The sequence below is a fragment of the Streptomyces sp. NPDC006296 genome (assembly GCF_040613235.1).
Lineage (GTDB): Bacteria > Actinomycetota > Actinomycetes > Streptomycetales > Streptomycetaceae > Streptomyces.
Window position 1 is genome coordinate 58,780 of sequence record NZ_JBEXRT010000006.1, and the last position, 19,461, is coordinate 78,240.

Genomic DNA, 19,461 nt, shown 5'->3' on the forward strand with positions numbered 1-19,461 from the left:
CACGGGCCGCCCGGACGTTCCCATGGGTGAAGAGCCGCCTTGCCTTTGTAATCGTCTACTCTGGTGGGGTGGACATCACCAGCGAGCTGTTTCGAGGCGTGAGAGCGCACGGCTCACTGTTCGGTAGTTCGACGCTGTCCCCACCTTGGTCCCTGCACTTCGTGGACGGGCCCCCACTGACTCTGTGCACCGTTCTCACAGGCACCGGCTGGATCGTTTTGGACGGCCATCCGCCCGAACGGCTCGGCCCCCACGACACGGTCGTGGTGCGCGGCCCCGCGACCTTCACCTTCGTCGACGACCCGGCAACCACTGCCGAGCCCCTCGTCTGCAGTGAGGAGTGCGCCGCCCCCGAGCAGGGCGGCACCCGCCATCGGCTCGGCTGGCACGAACCCGGCGAGGACGGGGAGGGGCACGGCACAACGACCCTGGTCATCGGCGCCTACCCGATGAGCGGCGAGATTGGCCGCCGGCTGCTGGACAGCTTGCCCGTCGTGCTGCGCGTACCCGCCGGCGGCGACGGCGACCCGGTGCTCGATCATCTCGCCGCCGAGGTCTCCCGCGACGAACCGGGCCAGCAGGTGGTGCTCGACCGGCTCCTGGACTGGATGCTGGTGTGCACGCTGCGCACCTGGCTCGACGAGCCAGGTCGGCGTCCCCCGGCCTGGTGGTCCGCGCAGAAGGACCCGGTGGTCGGCGAGGCCCTGCGCCTGCTGCACGCCGAACCGGCCGCGCCCTGGACGGTGGCCGCACTGGCCCGCCGTGCCGGAGTGTCCCGCTCGACACTGGCCAAGCGGTTCACCGAGCTGCTCGGCGAAGCGCCGCTGGCCTACCTCACCCACTGGCGCATGACACTCGCCGCGGACCTTCTGGCCGAGCAGCCCTCCGCTACCGTCGCGTCCATTGCCCGCACCGTCGGCTACACGGACCCGTTCGCGTTCAGCGTGGCCTTCAAACGGACCCGCGGCGTCACACCCAGCACCTACCGCCGGACCACCGAAGCACGCTGACGCACCCATGTGCCGGACGCCGGACTCACGCAAGAAGTCCGCGACCGGCGAGCTGGGCGTTTGCGCCCCCGCACCGCACGTGCGCCATGACCGGCAGGGCGTGTCAGCTCGCCGAAGTAGTGAGCCCCTCTGCTCGATACCTTTGCTCGGTGTGGTGTTCGACAGCCGCGCGGGAGCGCTGTTCCGGCTCTGCGTGGGAACGGACTCCCTGTGGGAGGGCCGCCGGCCTTGTCCGAGGTGCCGGAGTCGTCTGTGGTCACATCCCGCCGGCGATCCGCATCACCGTGCCGGTCGCGTAGGAGGCGTCGTCCGAGAGCAGCCAGGCGACCGCTCCGGCGATCTCCTCGGGCTGGCCGGCGCGGCCCATGGGGACGAGTGCCGCGATCTTGGCGGGCCGCTGCGGGTCGGCGTGGAAATCGGTCCAGATCGTGCCCGGTGCCACGCAGTTGACCCGGATCCCGTCGGCCGCCACTTCCTTGGACAGTCCCACCGTCATGGCGTCCACGGCGGCCTTGGCCGCAGCGTAATGGACGTAGGTCCCCGGGCTGCCCAGGGTCGCGGCTGCGGAGGAGACGTTCACGATAGCCCCGCCCGCCGCCATGTCCCTGATGGCCCGACGGGCACAAAGCAGGTATCTGAGGACGTTGACTCTCAGGGCCTGTCGCATCCCCTCAGGGTCGGCGTCGGCCAGTGCTCCCACCGGCCCGCTCACGCCGGCGTTGTTCACCAGCCCGGTGACCGGCCCCAGGTACTCGGCAGCAATATCGAACAAACGGTCCACCTCTGCCGCGTCGGCGGTGTCGACCGCGACTGCCACAGCCGCCCGGCCCAGCGCACGCACCCTTTCGGCCACGCCCTCCGCGGCCTCGGCGTCCGACCGGTAGCCCACGGCCATATCGTGCCCCTCGGCCGCCAGCCGCAGGCAGATCGCCGCGCCGATGCCCCGACTGCCGCCGGTGACCACAGTCACTCGCTGGTCCACTTGTCCCACCTTGTCCGGCCCTCCGAGTAGGGACCGATGAATGATCGATCAAATAGTCACTCTACTCACGCGTCTCCTGTGCCGATCCATGCCACCGGAGCGGAGGGCCCGCGGTTCGTGCGGGCGGGCGGGATTTCCGCGGCCGCCCTACGGGTCGCACCGCTGCCGGCTTCCGTGATCGCCGCGCAGCGCGCGACGCGGGCCGCGCAGCAGGAGACTCTGGCGGCGGTCACCCGTGAGCGGGATGCCAAGATCGGTGAGGCCCTCGCCCTGGAACGGGCGGCGATGGCGCGAACTGCACGACATCGTCGCCCACCGTCTGTCCGGAATTTCACTGATGGCCTCGGTCGTCGCTCGGCAGACCGCCTCGGCACCGGGCGAGGCCCGCTCCGGAGCGTTGGAGATCCGCAAGCAGAGCAACGCGATCCTGGATGACCTGCGTCGTCTGGTCGGACTGCTCCGCGGTGTCGGTCACCAAGACGAGGGCGTCAAATCCCTCGACACTCTTTCCGGTCTGATCGAGACGGCCCGTCCCACCGGAGCCTGTGTCGACTTCGATCCGCGGAGCGGCGAACGACGGGACGCCTCCTCCCTGGGTGGTTGATGCCCTTGCTGCGAAGCGCCTATGCACTGGGCGCTTGTGCAACACGGACAAGCGCGGACGGCTGAGTGGCTGGGCGGCCTCCGCGGTGCCGACGGGCCAGAGGGTGGTCGTCACGGGGGTGAGCGCCGAGGTGCAGCGGTGGACAGCCGGTGGACAGATGCCTTTGGACGCGGCAGCACGAGGCAGCACGCCCCAACACGGTGCACCTTCTCTGATCAGCTCAGATGTCTCCAGGCCGCATCACGCTGCACCGGTCAACATGATCGCTCTCGGTCTCGTAATGCGTAGGTCCCAGGTCCGAGTTGCCAGGGACTTTTCAGGGACTTTCAGCTCTGTCGGAGGGACATCCGAGGGAGTTTTCGCAGTACAAGAACGGAAGGCTGCGACAGCGCTGAAAGGCCCAGGGCTTCGGTCCCGCGCATCCGCGCCGTCGCTCCGCAACGCTCCGGCATGGTGTCGGGTCGGCAGGAGGAGACGAGGCTCTTCGGGACGTACACGGTCCTGAACTGGAGGAACGTGCCCCGGCGGGCCTGCCGACGTGAGCGACGGCCCGCCCGGGGGGGACGGTCAGTAGGCGTAGAACCCCGACCCCGTCTTGCGGCCGAGGCGCCCCGCGTCGACCATCCGCTGGAGCAGCGGGGGAGCGGCGTACAGCGGCTCCTTGTACTCGGCGTACATGGAGTCGGCGACCGAGGCCACCGTGTCCAGGCCGATCAGGTCGGCGAGCTTGAGCGGGCCCATCGGGTGGGCGCAGCCCATCTCCATGCCGTTGTCGATGTCCTCACGGCTGGCGATGCCCGACTCGAACATCCGGATCGCCGAGAGCAGGTAGGGGATCAGCAGGGCGTTGACGACGAAGCCCGACCGGTCCTGGGCGCGGATCGCGTGCTTGTCGAGCACGTTCTGCACGACGGCCTCGGCCCGCTTGACGGTCTCGTCGGACGTCGTCAGCGCCGGGATCAGCTCGACGAGGCGCTGTACCGGGGCCGGGTTGAAGAAGTGGATGCCGATGACCTGGTCGGGCCGGGAGGTCGCGACCGCCAGCTTCACCAGCGGGATGGACGAGGTGTTCGAGGCGAGGATGGCGTCCGGCCGGGTCACCACCTGGTCGAGCACCTGGAAGATCTCGGTCTTGACGTGCTCGTTCTCCACGACGGCCTCGATCACCAGATCGCGGTCGGCGAACTCGCCGAGGTCGGTGGTGAAGCTGAGGCGGGCGAGGGTCTCGTCGCGCTCGGCCACGGTGATCTTGCCGCGTTCGGCGGCCTTGGAGAGGGAATTGTGCAGCCGGGTACGCCCTATCTCCAGAGCCTCGCCGGTGGTCTCGGCCACCTTGACCTCGAGGCCGCTGCGGGCGCACACCTCCGCGATGCCTGCGCCCATTTGGCCACAGCCGACCACTCCGACGCGTGCAATGTCGGCCATAGAGTCCGTCACCTCGTGCCTTTCGCTGATCTTCGTGCGGCAGTTCCCGTTTGATTCCGGTGCCCGCCTCGATCCCACGACGTTATCCCGCGACCGGGCTGTTCGGGGCTGCGGGTCGTGAGGTCCTGAGGTGGGCATGATCTGTGTCACGTGCGGACGACGTGGCACCCGGGGAACCGAGAGGCGAAAGGTACACAGATGCGTCGTATGAGCCGGAGGTCATGGGTGATGGGGGCGGCGGGCACGGTGGCCGCGATGATGACGGCGGGTGATGCCGTCGCGGCCCGCAGGCCGTCGCCCCGGCCGTACCGGGGGAGCAGGGCGGACGCGGGCGAGATGCGGGGGGTGTGGATCGCCACCGTGGCCAACCTGGACTGGCCCTCGGCGCCGGGCCTGACCGCCGCGGCCCAGAAGGCGGAGCTGATCGCCCATCTGGACCGGGCCGTCGCACTCCGGCTGAACGCCGTGGTCCTCCAGGTCCGCCCGAGCGCCGATGCCCTGTGGCCCTCGTCGTACGAACCGTGGGCCCAGTGCCTCACCGGCGTGCAGGGCAAGGACCCGGGGTGGGACCCGCTGGGGACCGCGGTGACCGAGGCGCACGCCCGCGGGCTGGAGCTGCACGCCTGGTTCAACCCGTACCGGGTCGCGAACCACACCGACCCGGCCCGGCTGGTGGCCACCCACCCCGCGCGGCTGCACCCGGACTGGGTCCTGCCGTACGGCGGCAAGCTGTACTACAACCCGGGCCTGCCCGAGGTCAGGGCCTTCGTCCAGGACGCGATGCTCGACGCGGTCAGCCGCTACGCGGTGGACGCGGTGCACTGGGACGACTACTTCTACCCCTACCCGGTGGCGGGCCAGACCTTCGACGACGACGCCGCGTTCGAGGCGCACGGCGGGGACTTCACGGACCGGGCGGCCTGGCGGCGCGACAACACCGACCGGCTGGTGCGCGAGACGGCCGCACGGATCAAGGAGGTCAGGAGCGGCGTCCGCTTCGGGATCAGCCCCTTCGCGGTCTGGCGGAACGCCTCGACCGACCCGCTGGGCTCCGACACCGCCGCGGGTGTGCAGACCTACGACGACCTGCACGCCGACACCCGGACCTGGGTGAAGGAGGGCTGGATCGACTACATCTGCCCGCAGATCTACTGGAACATCGGCTACGCCGCGGCCGACTACGCGAAGCTGCTGTCCTGGTGGGCCGGGACCGTCCGGGGGACCGGCGTCGGGCTGTACGTCGGAGAGGCCCTCTACAAGGCCGGCGACCCGGCCCAGCCGGCCGCCTGGCAGGACCCCGCCGAACTCTCCCGGCACCTGGACCTCGCCGCGGACCACCCGGAGGCGGGCGGGCACGTCTACTTCTCGGCGACCCAGGTGAAGACCGACCCCGTCGGGGCCATGGCCCGGGTGGTCGCCGACCACTACCAGGCGCGCGCCCGCGCGCCACGCTGAACCGAGCCGGTCGCGCTGCGTTGACCCGGGCCCGCCCGCCCTGCCCGGCCTGGTGTGCAGGGCGGGCCGGGGCCTGGCGCGCGCGGGACGTGGGCGGCGCGGGTGTCGTGAGCCGCTCGTGCCCCGGCGCCCGCGTGCAGGGCCTGGGACGTCCCTTCCGGTTCCGGATCCCGGTGCGGAGCGGCCCGTCAGCCGCCTTCCCGGACCGGTCGCGACGCTGCGGGCGTGCAGCGTGGACGACATCGCGCGGTACGCGGACGTCCACGGCGCCCAGCCGGTGAACGCCGGATCCCTGTCGGCCGAGCTCGGGGCCGGGCGCGAAGCCGACCGGCCGGGGCCGCCGCCCCGGCGGTCGTGACGGCTGCATCCGCGCCCTCCCGGCCGCCGCACCCTGCGCACCGCGCGAGGCCCACGCCCGACCGGCCGCGAAGCGCTGGGCGCTTCCGCGGGCTCGCCCCGTTGCCCGCGGGCCGACCGTCGTCGGCTTTCCGTCGCGTGCGCGGGCGGGGGCGGCTCGCGGAGGCGCCCGTTGACGTTCCATTAGACCGGTCGTATAGTTCTCGGCATCGGGACGCGGCGCACGCCGGTTCCGCTCACCACTTCCCGAAGGGGTACGTGTCATGGGGCGCATCAAGGTCGGCACGGAGAACAGCACCGACATCGAGCTGCACTACGAGGACAAGGGGGAGGGGCGGCCGGTCGTGCTGATCCACGGCTATCCCCTGGGCGGCAATTCCTGGGAGGGGCAGGTGCCCGCCCTGCTGGCGGCCGGCAACCGGGTCATCACCTACGACCGGCGCGGCTTCGGCAAGTCCAGCCAGCCCGCGACCGGTTACGACTACGACACCTTCGCCGCGGACCTGCACACCCTCATGGAGACCCTGGATCTGCGCGACGCGGTCCTGGTCGGCTTCTCCATGGGGACCGGCGAAGTCGCCCGCTACCTGTCCACCTACGGCTCCGCCCGCGTCGCCAAGGCGGTCTTCCTGGCCTCGCTGGAACCCTTCCTGCTCGTCACGGACGACAACCCTGACGGCGCCGCCCCCGCCTCCTTCTTCCAGGGCATCTCCGAGGCCGTCGAGAGCGACCGCTACGCCTTCTTCACCGGCTTCTACAACGACTTCTTCAACCTGGACGAGTACCTCGGCACCCGGGTCAGCGAGGAAGCGGTGCGCCATGCCTGGGGCGTGGCGGCGGGCGCCGGTGCGATCGCCTCGGCGGCTGCGCCGCTGACCTGGCCCACCGACTTCCGCGCCGACATCCCCCGCATCGACGTCCCGGCGCTGATCGTCCACGGGACCGCCGACCGCACCCTGCCCATCGACGCCACCGGGCGCCGCTTCGCCAAGGCCCTGCCCGCCGCGCGGTACGTCGAGATCGAGGGCGCCCCGCACGGTCTCCTCACGACGCACACCGCCGAGGTCAACGAGATCCTGCTGGACTTCCTCGGTCACTGACCAGCTAGACGACCGGTCTATTCGACGCTAAGGTGGGGACCATGCCAGCCACCCAGGGCGACACGCGTCGCAGCATTCTCGACACGGCCCAGCGGATCATGTCCCACAAGGGGTTCGCCGCAGTGGGGATCAACGAGGTCCTCTCTGCGGCCGGAGTGCCCAAGGGGTCGTTCTACCACTACTTCAACTCCAAGGACGCCTTCGGTGAGGCGATGATGCGGTCGTACTTCGGCGACTACCTCGCCGACATGGACCGCATCCTCGGCGAACCGGGCCCGACGGCGGCGGAGCGGCTGATGAACTACTGGCAGACCTGGCGCGAGACGCAGAGCGTCGACGAGTGCCAGGGCAAGTGTCTGGCCGTGAAGCTCGGCGCGGAGGTCGCCGACCTGTCGGAGTCGATGCGGCTCGCGCTGAAGGAGGGCACCACCGCCATCGTCGACCGCCTGGAGCGGGCGATCGCCGCCGGCCTGGAGGACGGTTCGCTCGCGGTGGACGACGACACCCGCACCACCGCGCAGGTCCTGTACGACCTGTGGCTCGGTGCCAGCGTCATGGCGAAGATCCACCGCGATACCGGCCCCATGGACAATGCCATGACGGTCACCCGCCGGCTCCTGCACCTCTGACACCCCCGCCGCGCCGCCCTGGCGGCGACCTCTCCCCGTACCCGCGTGTCCGCGCGCGGTTTCATGCCTATCAAGAGACGACCGGTCTACTGTAAAGCGGACCGGCACACCACCAGAAGGAGCAGTAACCATGAAGGTTCTCATCGTCCTCACCTCGCACGACGAGCTCGGCGACACCGGCCGCAAGACCGGCTTCTGGCTGGAGGAACTGGCCGCCCCGTACTACCGCTTCCGCGACGCCGGCGCCGACCTCGTGCTCGCCTCGCCCCTCGGCGGCCGGCCCCCGCTGGACCCCAAGAGCAACGAGCCCGCCAACCAGACCGACGAGACCCGCCGCTTCGAGAGCGACCCCGAGGCCATGGCCGCCCTCGCCCACACCGTCCGCCTCGACTCCGTCTCGGTCGACGACTTCGACACCGTCTTCTACCCCGGCGGCCACGGCCCCCTGTGGGACCTGGCCGAGGACGCCACCTCCATCCGCCTGATCGAGACCACCCTGCGGGCCGGCAAGCCGCTCGCCCTGGTCTGCCACGCCCCCGGTGTCCTGCGGCACGCGGTGAACGAGGACGGCACACCGCTGGTGCGGGGGAAGAGGGTCACCGGGTTCACCAACAGCGAGGAGGAAGGCGTCCAGCTCACCGACGTGGTCCCCTTCCTCGTCGAGGACGAACTCGTCCGACTGGGCGGCGACTACTCCCAGGGCGACGACTGGGCGCCGTACGTCCTGCGGGACGGGCTGCTGATCACGGGGCAGAATCCCGCCTCCTCCGGTCCGGCCGCCGACGCACTCATCGCCTTCGTCGCCGAGCGTGCCGGGACCGGCGCGTGAGCGTCCCGGTGTGACGCCGTGCGCGCGGCTCGATGATCCCGCCGGACCGGCGGCCGACACGGCCCCGGCCCGGCGGGCCCCCCCGGGCCGCCCGATCGCGTCGCCGCTCCCCGGCCGGGCCCGTCCGCACCCCTCGACCGCGCCGCGTGATCCCCGGACCCCCGCGGCCCCACACCGATCACCGGCGCCCTTCGGCACCGGAGCAGGGACCGAGAACCGATGCTCGTTCACGCCCCCACCCACGCCCCCGACGCGCCCGCACCCCCGTCCACCGCACCGTCGCCGGCCCGGAGCGGCGGCGGAACCCGCGTTACGCCGGGGGCCGCGCGTCTTGCATGGGCCCGGCCGGCCGCCGCCGTGTTCGTCGTCGGATGGGGAGCGAACATGTTCGCCTCCCTGCTGCACGCCTACACCCACCTGAGCGGGACCCGGGCCGACGGCCTGTTCGGGGCCTACGCACTGGGGCTCGTCCCGGCCCTGCTGGTCGCGGCGCGCGTCTCGGACCGTATCGGCCGCCGCCGGTCGCTCCTGGCCGCACTGCTGCTCTCCGCGCTCGGCTCGGCGGTGCTGTGGCTCTCGGACGGGACGTTCGCCACCGTCCTGACCGGGCGCATACTCGTCGGGATCAGTGCCGGTGCCGCCTTCGGGCCGGGCACGGCGTGGATCAAGGAACTGTCCGACACCGCCCGGACACCCGGCTCGGGAGCACGACGAGCGACCGTCGCGCTGACCGCGGGTTTCGCCGTCGGCCCCCTGCTGTCCGGAGCCCTCGTCCAGTGGCTGCCCGCACCGCGGACCACGTCCTACCTCGTCCACATCGCGCTCGTGGCGCTCGTACTGCCCCTGGTACTCCGAGCCCCGGAGGCCGCCCGGCGCCGGCACGGCCCGGACACCCGCCGCCCGGCGGCGGACCGCCGCCCCGGCGCCCACCTGACCGACCGGGCCTTCCTGGCCGCCGTCTTGCCCACGGCGCCATGGATCTTCGGGGCCGCCACCGTGTCCTTCACCGCCCTGCCCGCAGTGGTGTCTCTCGGCGACTTCGGTCCCGTCGCGAGCGGCGCCGTCGCCGCGCTCACGCTGGGCACCGGCATCGCGGTACAGCCATGGGCGGGCCGGCTCGCGCGTCGCTCCCCGGCCGCCCCCTTCCGGACGGGCATGACCGCCGCGATCGCCGGCATGCTCCTCGCGGCCCTCACCGCGGGCACCGGCTCCCCGGCCGTGCTGGGCGCCGCCGCCGTGGTGCTCGGCTCGGCCTACGGCATCCTCCTGGTGAGCGGACTACGGCTGGTGGAGACGCTGGCCCCCGCGCAGCACGCAGCCACCGCGATCGCCGTCTTCTACAGCCTGGCGTACGCCGGCTTCGCCTTCCCTGTCCTGGTGCAGGCACTGAGCAGCCTGTGGGACGCGGTCCCCGTGTTCGCCGCGGGGGCCGGACTGGCGGCGGTCGCCCTGGCGCTGACCTTCCTCGCCCGGCCCCGCACGGTCCGTTGAAGCTCCGCGGCCGGGCCGTACCCCCGGGTCGTCGGCAGCTCGCGAAGTCAGCACGCGTGTTCCGCGTGGGCCCGGACGGTCCGTGACCGGTACGCCCCGTCCGCCCGCACCGCCAAGAGCCGGCCCTGGAACCGCCTGCCTCACGTGACCCGGACGGCAGCCGTCACCGACCGGATACCGGCCTCGGCGTCCGGTCGGTGAGGGGATCGGCGTCCGAATCAGCCAACGACCGCTTCGTCCGCGCCCGCCGCGCGTCGGCCGACGGCGCGATCGGACCGGCGGTCCGATGCCCGGACGGAACGCTCTAGTGCTTCTCGTCCTCGGGGGCCTTGTGCTGGACGACGCTGTCGGGCCCCGGGGACCTGATCGTCTCGTGTCCGTCCTCGAAGCGCAGCCGGTACGGGGGGCCGCCCCCGTCGCCGAGCACCTCGATGATCTCCGCGACCTGGTCGTGCCGTCCCACGGTCCTGCCGTGCGTCAGCAGCCGGTCGCCCGCGTGTGCCTCCATCGGGAGTGACCTCCTCACGGGTGGCGGTCCATGTCGACAAGTCTATGACCCGACGGGCGAGTCGGCTTCCCTGCGGCGGCGGGCGCCGGGGCTCCCCGCGCGCTGGGTGACGGCGATGCAGACCAGGACGGCCACCGCGGCCACCGGGGCCGCCCCGGACACCTCCTCGCCGAGGACGAGGAACGACCAGACCAGTGTGAGCAGCGGCTGCGCCAGCTGGAGCTGACTCGCGCGCGGGACCCCGATCTCCGCCATGCCCCGGTACCAGACGTACAGGCCCAGGAAGGTGGAGCCGACGGCCACCCAGACCAGCCCGACGACACCGTGCGCCGTGAGGTGCACCGGTTCGAGGGGCAGCGCCACCGCCGCGCCCGCCACCGCGAGCGGCAGGACGAGGACCAGCGCCCAGCCGATCACCTGCCAGCCGGGCATCACCCGGGCCAGCCTGCCGCCCTCGGTGTAGCCCGCCGCGCAGACCAGCAGTGCCCCGAAGAGGTACAGATCGCCGCCGGAGAGCTTCCCGCCGCTCTGCCCGACCGTGAAGGCGATCACGACGGCCGCACCCGCCAGCGCCGCGGCCCAGAACGCACGCGGCGGACGGGCTCCGGTGCGCAGCGCCGAGAGGAGTGCGGTGGTCAGCGGGAGCAGCCCGACCACGACGGCCGCGTGCGAACTGGTGGAGGTCTGCAGGGCCAGCGAGGTCAGCAGCGGGAAACCCACCACCACGCCGCCGGCGACGACCGCGAGGCCGGTCCAGTGCCGTCTCCCGGGCGCCGGCACCCGGCCCGCGAGCAGGGCGCACCCCGCGACGAGTGCGGCGAGCGCGCTGCGCAGGGCGACCAGCGACCAGGGGCCGAAACTCTCCAGGCCCCACACGGTCGAGGGGAAGGTCAGGGAGAAGGCCAGGACGCCGAGCCCCGCGAGGACGACCCCGCTTCCGGGGCCGCGGCGCGCCTCGGAGACGCGGTCGTCGACCGCTATCGCAGTCTCTGGGGTAGCGCTATTCTCTGCTCTCATGCATGAGCGTAGCAGCGTGTCCGAGCTGGTGAAATCCCTTCGGGGTGAGCTGAACCGCTACTCACCGGGTGAGAAGCTGCCGTCGAGCCGGGTGCTCGTCGAACGGTTCAGGGTCAGCCCGGTGACGGTCTCCCGGGCGGTCGCGCAGCTCGCCTCCGAGGGCCTGGTCGTCACCCGGCCCGGCTCCGGGGCCTTTCGCGCCGCCGCCGAGACCGCGGTCCCCGCCCCGGGGGACACCTCCTGGCAGGAGGTCTCGCTCAGCGGGGACGGCGGCCCGGAGGTGGTGCCGCGCACCGTCGACGCCTCGGGTGTCCTCGTCACCCTCGCCGCACCGCCCCCCGGGGTGATCGAGTTCAACGGCGGGTACCTGCACCCCGGCCTCCAGCCCGAGCGCGCCCTGGCCGCCGCCCTGGCCCGCGCGGGGCGCAGGCCGGGGGCCTGGGGGAGGCCGCCCACCGACGGGCTCGCCGAGCTGCGCGCCTGGTTCGCCCGCGAGATCGGCGGCACCCTCACCGGGTCCGACGTCCTGATCACGGCGGGCGGCCAGAGCGCCCTGGCCACCGCGCTGCGGGCGCTCGCCCCGCCGGGAGCCCCCGTCCTCGTCGAATCACCCACCTACCCGGGCATGCTGGCCGCCGCCCGCGCCACGGGGCTGCGGCCGGTCCCGGTGCCGGTGGACGCCGACGGGGTGCGGCCCGACCTGCTGGAGGCCGCGTTCCGGGCGACCGGGGCCCGGGTCCTGGTCTGCCAGCCGCTCTTCCAGAACCCGACGGGCGCGATCCTCGCCCCGGACCGGCGCGCACGGATCGTGCGGGCCGCCCGGCAGGCCGGCGCCTTCGTCGTCGAGGACGACTTCGCCCGCCGCCTCGCCCACGCGGACGCGGGCCCGCTGCCCGCCCCGCTGGCCGCCCACGACCCGGACGGCGTCGTCGTCCACGTACGCTCCCTCACCAAGATCACGTCGCCGAGCCTGCGGGTCGGCGCGCTGGCCGCCCGCGGCCCCGTCCTGGAGCGGCTGCGCGCCATCCAGGTCGTCGACAGCTTCTTCGTCCCGCGCCCGGTCCAGGAAGCGGCACTCGAACTCGTGGGCTCCCCGTCCTGGGAGCGCCACCTCCGGGCCGTGGCCGCCGAACTCGCCGTCCGCCGCACCGCGATGACCGCGGCGGTGCGCACCGGACTGCCCGAGCTCGCCCTGCCGCACGTGCCGTCGGGCGGCGGGAGCATCTGGCTCAGGCTCCCCGGCCCGCCGGCAGGCGAACCCGCCCTGGTCGCCGCCGCCCTCAGGGCCGGGGTCGCCGTCGCACCCGGCCGTCCGTACCACTGCGCCGAACCGCCCGCCGCGCACCTCAGGCTGAGCTTCGCGGCCGTCTCGGGGGTCGCCGAGATCGCCGAGGGGATGCGCAGACTGCGCACCGCCGTCGACGAGCTGCCCACGGTGCGCGACGGCCTTCCCGGATGAACGACGAGGCCCCGCCTCCCGGATGGCCGGACCGCAGCCGGGGGAGGGGCGGCGCGGCCCGGGCGCCCGGGCCGTGACGAGGCGCCGCCGTGACGAAGGCACCGCGACGAAGGCACACCCCGCCCGGGCCCCAGGGCCGTGACGAAGGCAACGCCGCGACGAACGCACCCCGCCCTGACCGTGAACGGCTGAACTCCCTTTCCGTACCGCCCTCTTGACCCGTGGCGCGGACGGCCCCACGATCGCGCCCATGAGTGTTCGGGTGTCCCTGGTCGCCGCAGCACGCAGCTCCGCCCTCCTCGCCGAGCGTTTCGATGACGACCGGCCGCTCGACCACGAGGGCTGGCGCGAGATCCAGCTCGCCGCCCACACCCTGGTCCCGCTCGGCGCCGCCGAGCTCCGCTATTGCTCACCGACGCCCCGCAGCCGCGCCACCGGCGACGCCCTCGGCTTCGCCCCGCTCGTCCAGCCGGCACTGCGCGACTGCGACATGGGCCGCTGGCGGGGGATGACGCTCGCCGAGGTCGCCGCGCGCGAGCCGGCCGGTGTCGACGCCTGGCTCACCGATCCGCGCTCCGCCCCGCACGGCGGTGAGTCCCTGCTCGCCTTCATCACCCGGGTCGGCAGCTGGCTCGACACCCGGCCGGTCCTGGACGGTGCCGTCGTCGCCGTCGCCGAACCCGCCGTCGTCCGCGCGGCCCTGGTCTACGCCCTCAGGGCGCCGCCGTCGACGTACTGGAACGTCGACGTCCGCCCGCTCTCCGCCGTGACGATCACCGGGCTGCCGGGCCGGTGGAGCCTCAGCCTCGAATCGGTCGGTCACTGACCCGGTCACCCGGTCACCCGGTCGAAGGAACCGCGCGCCCTGCGCCTTCCCGCCCGTCCGACCAGTCGGTATGGTGCCTGGCACCGACGAGGGGAGCGCCCGTGCCGCACATCGAAGGCCACTGCGACGACCGGTTCGCCGCCGTGCGCGACGCGTTCGCGGCGAACTTCGCCGAGCGCGACGAGCTGGGGGCCGCGGTCACCGTCCTGCTCGGCGGACGGCCGGTGGTGGACCTCTGGGGCGGCTGGGCCGACGGAGCGCGGACCCGGCCCTGGGAGCGGGACACGGTGGTCAACGTCTGGTCGACGACGAAGGGCCCGACCGCGCTCTGCGCGCACCTCCTCGTCGACCGCGGACTGCTGGACCTGGACGCCCCCGTCGCCGCCTACTGGCCCGAGTTCGCCGCCCGAGGCAAGGAGGCGGTGCGCGTCCGCCACCTGCTCTCGCACCGTTCGGGCGTCGCCGGACTGCGCGACCCGCACACCCTGGCCGAGCTCTACGACTGGGAACTGACCACGGCCCGCCTCGCGGCCACCGAGCCCTGGTGGGAGCCGGGCACCCGCTCCGGGTACCACGCCATCTCGTACGGCTTCCTGGTCGGCGAGGTCGTCCGCCGGATCACCGGTCTGCTGTCCGGGGAGTTCCTGCGACAGGAGGTCACCGGGCCGCTCGGGATCGACTTCACGGTGGGCCTCCCCGAGGAGGACGCGCACCGGGCCGCCGAGCTCGTCCAGCCGAAGTCCGTCGCCCGCGAACAGGCCGCCCTCTTCGCCCGGATGGAGCCGTTGGCCATCGCCTCACTGCTCAACCCGGTGACCGGCACGGCCGCCGCCAACACCCCGCAGTGGCGGGCCGCCGAGATCCCCGCGGCCAACGGCCACGGCACCGCGCGCGCCGTCGCCTCCCTCTACGGCGTCCTCGCGGGCCGCGGCAGCCTCGACGGCAGGCGGATCCTGTCCGAGGAGGCGGCCGAGCGGGTCCGCGAGGGGCAGGGCAGCTGCCGGGACCTGGTGCTGGGGGAGGGCTTCACCCACGAGACCGAGCTGGGCCTCGGGCTCTGGCTGAGCGGTCCGAACGGCTCCTACGGCCCGAACCCGCGTGCCGTCGGCCACGACGGGGCGGGCGGCTCCTGCGGCCTCGCCGACCCGGAGGCCGGCCTGGCGCTCGGGTACGTCATGAACCGGATGGGCCCGCACATCGCCGACGACCCGCGCAAGACGGCACTGATCGACGCGGTGTACGCGGCCCTGTGAGCCCCCTGCGCTGCGGCCGGCCCGACGGCCGCCCGTGGGGCCGGACGGCTACGGCCGGCGGCGGGGCTTCCCGCGCTTGGCGCCGCCCCGCGGATTCTTGGCGCCCTTGCCACCACCTGAACCGCCCTTGCCACCACCTGAACCGCCCTTGCCACCACCTGAACCGCCCTTGCCACCGCCGGAAGCACCCTTGGCGCCGCCGGGCCCCCCCGAGCCCGAACCGCCCCGGCCCGTCCTGTTCCCGGCGGCCTTGCGCGGAGCGGCGCCACCCGTCTTCTCGGCGCGCCCGCCCTTCGGCTGCGGCGGCGTCGGAGGACGGCCCCGGGTGCTGTTCACGGTCCGTCCCCGGACGATCCCGATGAACTCCTCCACCAGGTCGGTGGTCTTCTCCTCCGGCCACGACAGGGCGATCCGCGACTCGGGGACACCGGTCAGCGGCCGGTAGGTGAGGTCCTTGCGGTGGTGCAGACGGGCCAGCGACTGCGGGACGACGAGCAGCCCCACCCCCGCCGCCACCAGCTCGACGGCGTCCGCGGTCGTGGCGGGCCGCTCGAAGGCGGGCCGGCCCGGCGGACGCTCCCAGTCGAGCGTGTCGTCGAGGGGATGGAGCACGATCTCCTCGGCGAGGTCCGCCACCGCCAGCTCCTCGACGGCGCAGGCGTCGTGGTCCTTGGGGATCACCACGACCGTCGTCTCGGTGTACAGGGGGATCGCGCTGAGGCCGGTACGGTCGACGGGCAGCCGCACGAAACCGGCGTCCGCGCCGCCGTCGCGCAGCAGGGCGGCCGCGTCGGCCGCGGGGACGCCGACGAGGGTCAGCGGGGTCCCGGGCAGCCGTTCGTTCCAGATCCGCACCCACTTGGTCGGGGTCACGCCCGGGACGTAGGCGAGCCGGAACGCAGGGGGTGTTTCCGAGCCTGTCACCCCGCCAGGTTACCGGCCGTGGTCGGAGGGGCCGCACACGCTCGATACCCTGGACACCATGACGTCGCACCAGACCACCCAGACGATGAAGCCCGCCACCGCGGCGAAGAAGCTGGGTGTGTACCTCGAAGCCACCCCCGCCGAGTTCCAGGAGGGCGTCGTCTCGCGCGCCGAGCTGAACGCGCTGCAGTCCGACCCGCCCCGGTGGCTGGAGGAGCTGCGCCGCAACGGCCCGCACCCCCGCCCGGTGGTCGCCTCGAAGCTGGGCGTCTCCATCGCCGGCCTCGCGCGCGGCGGTGTCACGGAGCCGCTCACGACGGAGCAGATCGACGCGCTGAAGCAGGAGGGCCCGGAGTGGCTCCTGAAGGAGCGCGCCACCCAGGCCGAGGTCCGCAAGGAGGCGGTCCGCATCAAGGAGCGCAACGCCGCCCGGGCCGAGCGGGCCGACCGCGACTGAGCCCCCCGGCGGGGCGTCCCGGGTCCCGCCCGCCGTGGCCCCCGGGACGCGGCGCGCCGCCCCGGGCCGTCCACTGCCGCCGGTCGAGTGGTCCGTGTCCCATGTCTCGTGGGCCATCGGTCGAGTGGTCCGTGTCCCGTCCGCCGCCGGTCGAGTGGCCCGGGTCCCGTACGCCGTCGGCGCGAGGCAGCTCCGGGCCGGGGACGCTCCCGGCCGCAGGCACCGCGGCGCGCCGCGCGGCGGTACGGGGAGGACCGCGCCGGCCGGGCCGCCGTACCGTGGCCGGAGCGGTCCGCCCTACTCGCCCGTGTAGAACGCGACCGTCGCCACGGTCGTCGCCGTCACGGTCTCCGGGTCGGCCCCGGTCGCGGCGAAGGCACGTCCCCACTCCTCGCCCGAGCGTGTGACGAAGGCCCTCGCCTCGGGCGAGGACTGCCACTCCACGGCCTCCTCCGGGCTCAGCCCGTCGCCCGCCAGGTGCCACCCCAGCCCCAGCAGGGCCAGGTCCCACCCGATGCCGACGGCGCCGGGGCCGTACTGACTCCGGAATTCCTCCGGGACCACGGACACGTGCTCCAGCTCGAACACCGTCGACCCGTCCCGGGGCGTGAGGCGCACCTCCACCTCGCTGAAGCCGGGGTCGGGGCCGAACAGCCAGGACACCCGCAGGCGCTCCTCGGGCACGCACTCCAGGATCTCGCCGCCCGCGTTCCCCTCCAGCTGGTAGCTCCCGCCCACCCGGAACTCACCGGTCACCGGGAGGAACCACCGCGCGATCCGCTCCGGGGAGGTCACCGCGCTCCAGACCTCGGCGGCACCGGCGTCGAAGGTGCGCCGCAGCAGCACCGTGCCGGCCGACTCCGAGGCCACCCGGCGCGTACCGACCTTCCGGTGCACCCGGCCGATCTCGTCCACGATCTCACCCATGCCGCTCAGCCCCTCTCCGTACGCCCGTCCGTCCGTGCCGGACCCGGTGGTCCCCGTCCATACAAGCGGAGTTCCGCCCCTCGCGCCCGACCGGGTGCGACCGAGGCCGGCCCCCTCGGTCGTGCAGAGCGCTCCGCTCACGAGACTCCGCTCGGGGAAGCCTCCGGCGGCGCATCCGTGTCGCACCGGTGCATCCCCGCGGAGACCGCGGTCCGGGCGGGCGCACCCGGACCGACCTGCGACGGCTCGGGTGCCACGGGGGCCGGGCGCCCCGGCGTCGGCCGCCCGTCGGCGTCGGCCCGGCGGCTCTCCGGAGCGGCGGACGGGAGCCGTCACGCAGGGGCGCCGAGCGGCGGGTGGTCGAGCACCCGGGGCGTGTACTCGACCAGCTGGATACGGCCGTCGAAGGTACGGTGCTCGATCATCTCCAGGGCGACGTCCGGATAGCCGTCGTAGATGCGTTCCTCGCCCGTGGCCCCGGTGATCACAGGGAACATCACGACCCGGAAGCGGTCGACGAGTCCGGCTCGGAGCAGGGTCCGGCACAGGCTGAGGCTGCCGAGCGTGCTCAGGAGCCCCGAGCCGCTCGACTTCATGGCGCGGACCGCCTCGACGGCGTCGTCGCGGACGAGGGTGGAGCCGGCCCATGCCAGGGGTTCCTCGAGGGAGGAGGAGAACACCACCTTGGAAGCTCGCGTGAGCCCGTCGACGGATTCTTCTTCCTCGGGCCTGAACTCGTCCTGGCCCTGCGGGACCTCGCCTGCGGCGAAGCCCGACATCAGGCGGTAGGTGTTCGCTCCCATCAGATAGGTGGCCTCGGGCTGCTCGCCGAGCCATGCGAGGTACTCCGGGCCCTCGAGGCCCCAGAACCCGGGCCACCCCTCTCCGGCTGCGTAGCCGTCGAGGGAGGTGATGAAGTTGACGAGAAGCTCTGACATGGCAGTGTCCTTTTCTGAGGTGTCACGAGCTTGGACCGGCCGGGAGCCACAAACTCATCGGCCGCGCCGTGGAGCGAAAAGGGTCCGGCCGAGCGTCACGCTCAGCCGATCCACGTTCCACGTGCAGGATTTCGCCGAAGCGCTCAGCCACACCGGGACCCCGGTACGCCCCGCTCCGGCTTTTGCATAAAACTGCATAGATGCGTATAGTCATGCCATCGATGAGGAGGAATTCCGATGGTGGTACGTGCGGCAGTGGCAGGGGCGAGCGGATACGCCGGCGGGGAGCTGCTCCGCCTGCTCCTCACCCACCCACAGGTCGAGATCGGGGCCCTCACCGCCCACTCCAACGCCGGTGAGCTGCTCGGCGGGCTCCAGCCGCACCTGAGGCCGCTGGCGGACCGCGTCCTGCAGCCGACCACCGCGGAGGTGCTCGGCGGACACGACGTCGTCTTCCTCGCCCTGCCGCACGGACAGTCCGCCGCCGTGGCCGAACAGCTCGGTGACGAGGTGCTCGTCGTCGACATGGGCGCCGACTTCCGGCTCGTGGACCCGGCGGACTGGGAGCGCTTCTACGGCTCGCCGCACGCCGGCACCTGGCCCTACGGCCTGCCCGAACTCCCCGGCGCCCGCGCCGCCCTGAGGGGGACCAGGCGCATCGCCGTGCCCGGCTGCTACCCGACGGCCGTCTCCCTCGCGCTCTTCCCGGCCTACGCGGACGGCCTCGCCGAACCGGAGGCCGTGGTCGTCGCGGCGTCCGGCACCTCCGGCGCGGGCAAGGCGGCCAAGCCGCACCTGCTCGGCTCCGAGGTCATGGGCAACATGACCCCCTACGGCGTCGGCGGCGTCCACCGGCACACCCCCGAGATGATCCAGAACCTCGGTGCGGCGGCCGGTGAGCCCGTCTCCGTGTCCTTCACGCCGACCCTCGCGCCCATGCCCCGGGGCATCCTCGCCACGTGCAGCGCCCGGGCCAGGCCCGGAGTGGACGCCGCGTCGCTCCGCGCCACCTACGAGAAGGCCTTCGCCGACGAGCCGTTCGTCGACCTGCTGCCCGAGGGGCAGTGGCCCTCCACCGCGGCGGTGTACGGATCCAACGCCGTGCAGATCCAGGTCGCCCACGACGAGGCGGCCGGCCGGATCATCGTGATCAGCGCCATCGACAACCTGGCCAAGGGCACCGCCGGAGGCGCCCTGCAGAGCATGAACATCGCCCTCGGACTTGCCGAGGACACGGGTCTCTCCACGATCGGGGTCGCACCGTGAGCGA

General features: G+C 73.1%; 19 protein-coding genes. 12 read left to right on the top strand and 7 right to left on the bottom strand.

Annotated elements, in window-relative coordinates:
- The first annotated feature begins 68 nt into the window (after positions 1-68).
- Entirely contained in the window at positions 69-1,010 is a 942-nt protein-coding gene (locus ABZ172_RS06200; protein ID WP_030632294.1) for an AraC family transcriptional regulator, read from the top strand.
- Between the two features lie 256 nt (positions 1,011-1,266).
- Here the strand turns inward: ABZ172_RS06200 and ABZ172_RS06205 are convergent, their stop codons facing one another.
- A complete protein-coding gene (locus tag ABZ172_RS06205; RefSeq protein ID WP_356880671.1) occupies positions 1,267-1,992 on the bottom strand; it encodes an SDR family oxidoreductase in 726 nt (241 codons plus the stop codon).
- A gap of 256 nt (positions 1,993-2,248) precedes the next feature.
- On the opposite strand from ABZ172_RS06205, the gene ABZ172_RS06210 reads away from it, so the two are divergent.
- Positions 2,249-2,596, top strand: a complete 348-nt coding sequence (locus ABZ172_RS06210) for a histidine kinase dimerization/phosphoacceptor domain-containing protein (protein WP_356880673.1) — start codon at positions 2,249-2,251, stop codon at positions 2,594-2,596.
- A 567-nt stretch (positions 2,597-3,163) separates the two neighbouring features.
- Here ABZ172_RS06210 and ABZ172_RS06215 read toward each other — a convergent pair.
- Positions 3,164-4,021 carry a 3-hydroxybutyryl-CoA dehydrogenase gene (locus ABZ172_RS06215; RefSeq protein WP_356880675.1) on the bottom strand — a complete coding sequence of 286 codons (858 nt, stop codon included), beginning with the start codon at positions 4,019-4,021 and terminating at the stop codon, positions 3,164-3,166.
- Positions 4,022-4,219: 198 nt separating this feature from the next.
- Between ABZ172_RS06215 and ABZ172_RS06220 the strand changes: the two genes are divergently transcribed.
- From ABZ172_RS06220 to ABZ172_RS06240, 5 genes are all read left to right on the top strand, one after another.
- Positions 4,220-5,476, top strand: a complete 1,257-nt coding sequence (locus ABZ172_RS06220) for a family 10 glycosylhydrolase (protein ID WP_356880677.1) — start codon at positions 4,220-4,222, stop codon at positions 5,474-5,476.
- 620 nt (positions 5,477-6,096) lie between these two features.
- A complete protein-coding gene (locus ABZ172_RS06225) occupies positions 6,097-6,933 on the top strand; it encodes an alpha/beta hydrolase (protein ID WP_356880679.1) in 837 nt (278 codons plus the stop codon).
- A gap of 41 nt (positions 6,934-6,974) precedes the next feature.
- A complete protein-coding gene (locus ABZ172_RS06230) occupies positions 6,975-7,562 on the top strand; it encodes a TetR/AcrR family transcriptional regulator (RefSeq protein WP_356880681.1) in 588 nt (195 codons plus the stop codon).
- Between the two features lie 130 nt (positions 7,563-7,692).
- A complete protein-coding gene (locus ABZ172_RS06235; protein WP_356880683.1) occupies positions 7,693-8,391 on the top strand; it encodes a type 1 glutamine amidotransferase domain-containing protein in 699 nt (232 codons plus the stop codon).
- A gap of 219 nt (positions 8,392-8,610) precedes the next feature.
- On the top strand, positions 8,611-9,882 hold the full coding sequence (locus tag ABZ172_RS06240; protein WP_356880685.1) for an MFS transporter: 1,272 nt from the start codon (positions 8,611-8,613) through the stop codon (positions 9,880-9,882).
- Positions 9,883-10,186: 304 nt separating this feature from the next.
- Here ABZ172_RS06240 and ABZ172_RS06245 read toward each other — a convergent pair whose 3' ends face one another.
- Complete coding sequence (locus tag ABZ172_RS06245; RefSeq protein WP_356880687.1) at positions 10,187-10,390, bottom strand: DUF1918 domain-containing protein; 204 nt, start codon at positions 10,388-10,390, stop codon at positions 10,187-10,189.
- A 42-nt stretch (positions 10,391-10,432) separates the two neighbouring features.
- Positions 10,433-11,407 (bottom strand): DMT family transporter, encoded by a 975-nt coding sequence (locus ABZ172_RS06250; RefSeq protein WP_356880689.1) that lies wholly within the window; start codon positions 11,405-11,407, stop codon positions 10,433-10,435.
- On the opposite strand from ABZ172_RS06250, the gene ABZ172_RS06255 reads away from it, so the two are divergent.
- From ABZ172_RS06255 to ABZ172_RS06265, 3 genes are all read left to right on the top strand, one after another.
- Positions 11,406-12,866 carry a PLP-dependent aminotransferase family protein gene (locus ABZ172_RS06255; protein WP_356880691.1) on the top strand — a complete coding sequence of 487 codons (1,461 nt, stop codon included), beginning with the start codon at positions 11,406-11,408 and terminating at the stop codon, positions 12,864-12,866. The genes ABZ172_RS06250 and ABZ172_RS06255 overlap by 2 nt on opposite strands.
- Before the next feature lie 250 nt (positions 12,867-13,116).
- Complete coding sequence (locus tag ABZ172_RS06260) at positions 13,117-13,692, top strand: histidine phosphatase family protein (protein WP_356880693.1); 576 nt, start codon at positions 13,117-13,119, stop codon at positions 13,690-13,692.
- A gap of 101 nt (positions 13,693-13,793) precedes the next feature.
- Positions 13,794-14,945 carry a serine hydrolase domain-containing protein gene (locus ABZ172_RS06265; protein WP_356880695.1) on the top strand — a complete coding sequence of 384 codons (1,152 nt, stop codon included), beginning with the start codon at positions 13,794-13,796 and terminating at the stop codon, positions 14,943-14,945.
- A 48-nt stretch (positions 14,946-14,993) separates the two neighbouring features.
- Here the strand turns inward: ABZ172_RS06265 and ABZ172_RS06270 are convergent, their stop codons facing one another.
- Positions 14,994-15,869: a LysR family substrate-binding domain-containing protein gene (locus tag ABZ172_RS06270; protein WP_356880697.1), complete on the bottom strand. Its 876-nt coding sequence runs from the start codon at positions 15,867-15,869 to the stop codon at positions 14,994-14,996.
- Positions 15,870-15,927: 58 nt separating this feature from the next.
- Between ABZ172_RS06270 and ABZ172_RS06275 the strand changes: the two genes are divergently transcribed.
- Positions 15,928-16,326: a DUF5997 family protein gene (locus tag ABZ172_RS06275; RefSeq protein WP_356880699.1), complete on the top strand. Its 399-nt coding sequence runs from the start codon at positions 15,928-15,930 to the stop codon at positions 16,324-16,326.
- 297 nt (positions 16,327-16,623) lie between these two features.
- On the opposite strand, the gene ABZ172_RS06280 is transcribed toward ABZ172_RS06275, so the two are convergent.
- Together ABZ172_RS06280 and ABZ172_RS06285 are read right to left on the bottom strand one after the other, a co-directional pair.
- Positions 16,624-17,253 (bottom strand): SRPBCC family protein, encoded by a 630-nt coding sequence (locus ABZ172_RS06280; RefSeq protein ID WP_356880701.1) that lies wholly within the window; start codon positions 17,251-17,253, stop codon positions 16,624-16,626.
- 332 nt (positions 17,254-17,585) lie between these two features.
- Positions 17,586-18,191, bottom strand: coding sequence for a dihydrofolate reductase family protein (locus ABZ172_RS06285; protein WP_356880703.1), 606 nt, complete (start codon positions 18,189-18,191; stop codon positions 17,586-17,588).
- A gap of 237 nt (positions 18,192-18,428) precedes the next feature.
- On the opposite strand from ABZ172_RS06285, the gene argC reads away from it, so the two are divergent.
- Positions 18,429-19,457 carry an N-acetyl-gamma-glutamyl-phosphate reductase gene (gene argC, locus ABZ172_RS06290; RefSeq protein ID WP_356880705.1) on the top strand — a complete coding sequence of 343 codons (1,029 nt, stop codon included), beginning with the start codon at positions 18,429-18,431 and terminating at the stop codon, positions 19,455-19,457.
- Positions 19,458-19,461: the final 4 nt, after the last annotated feature.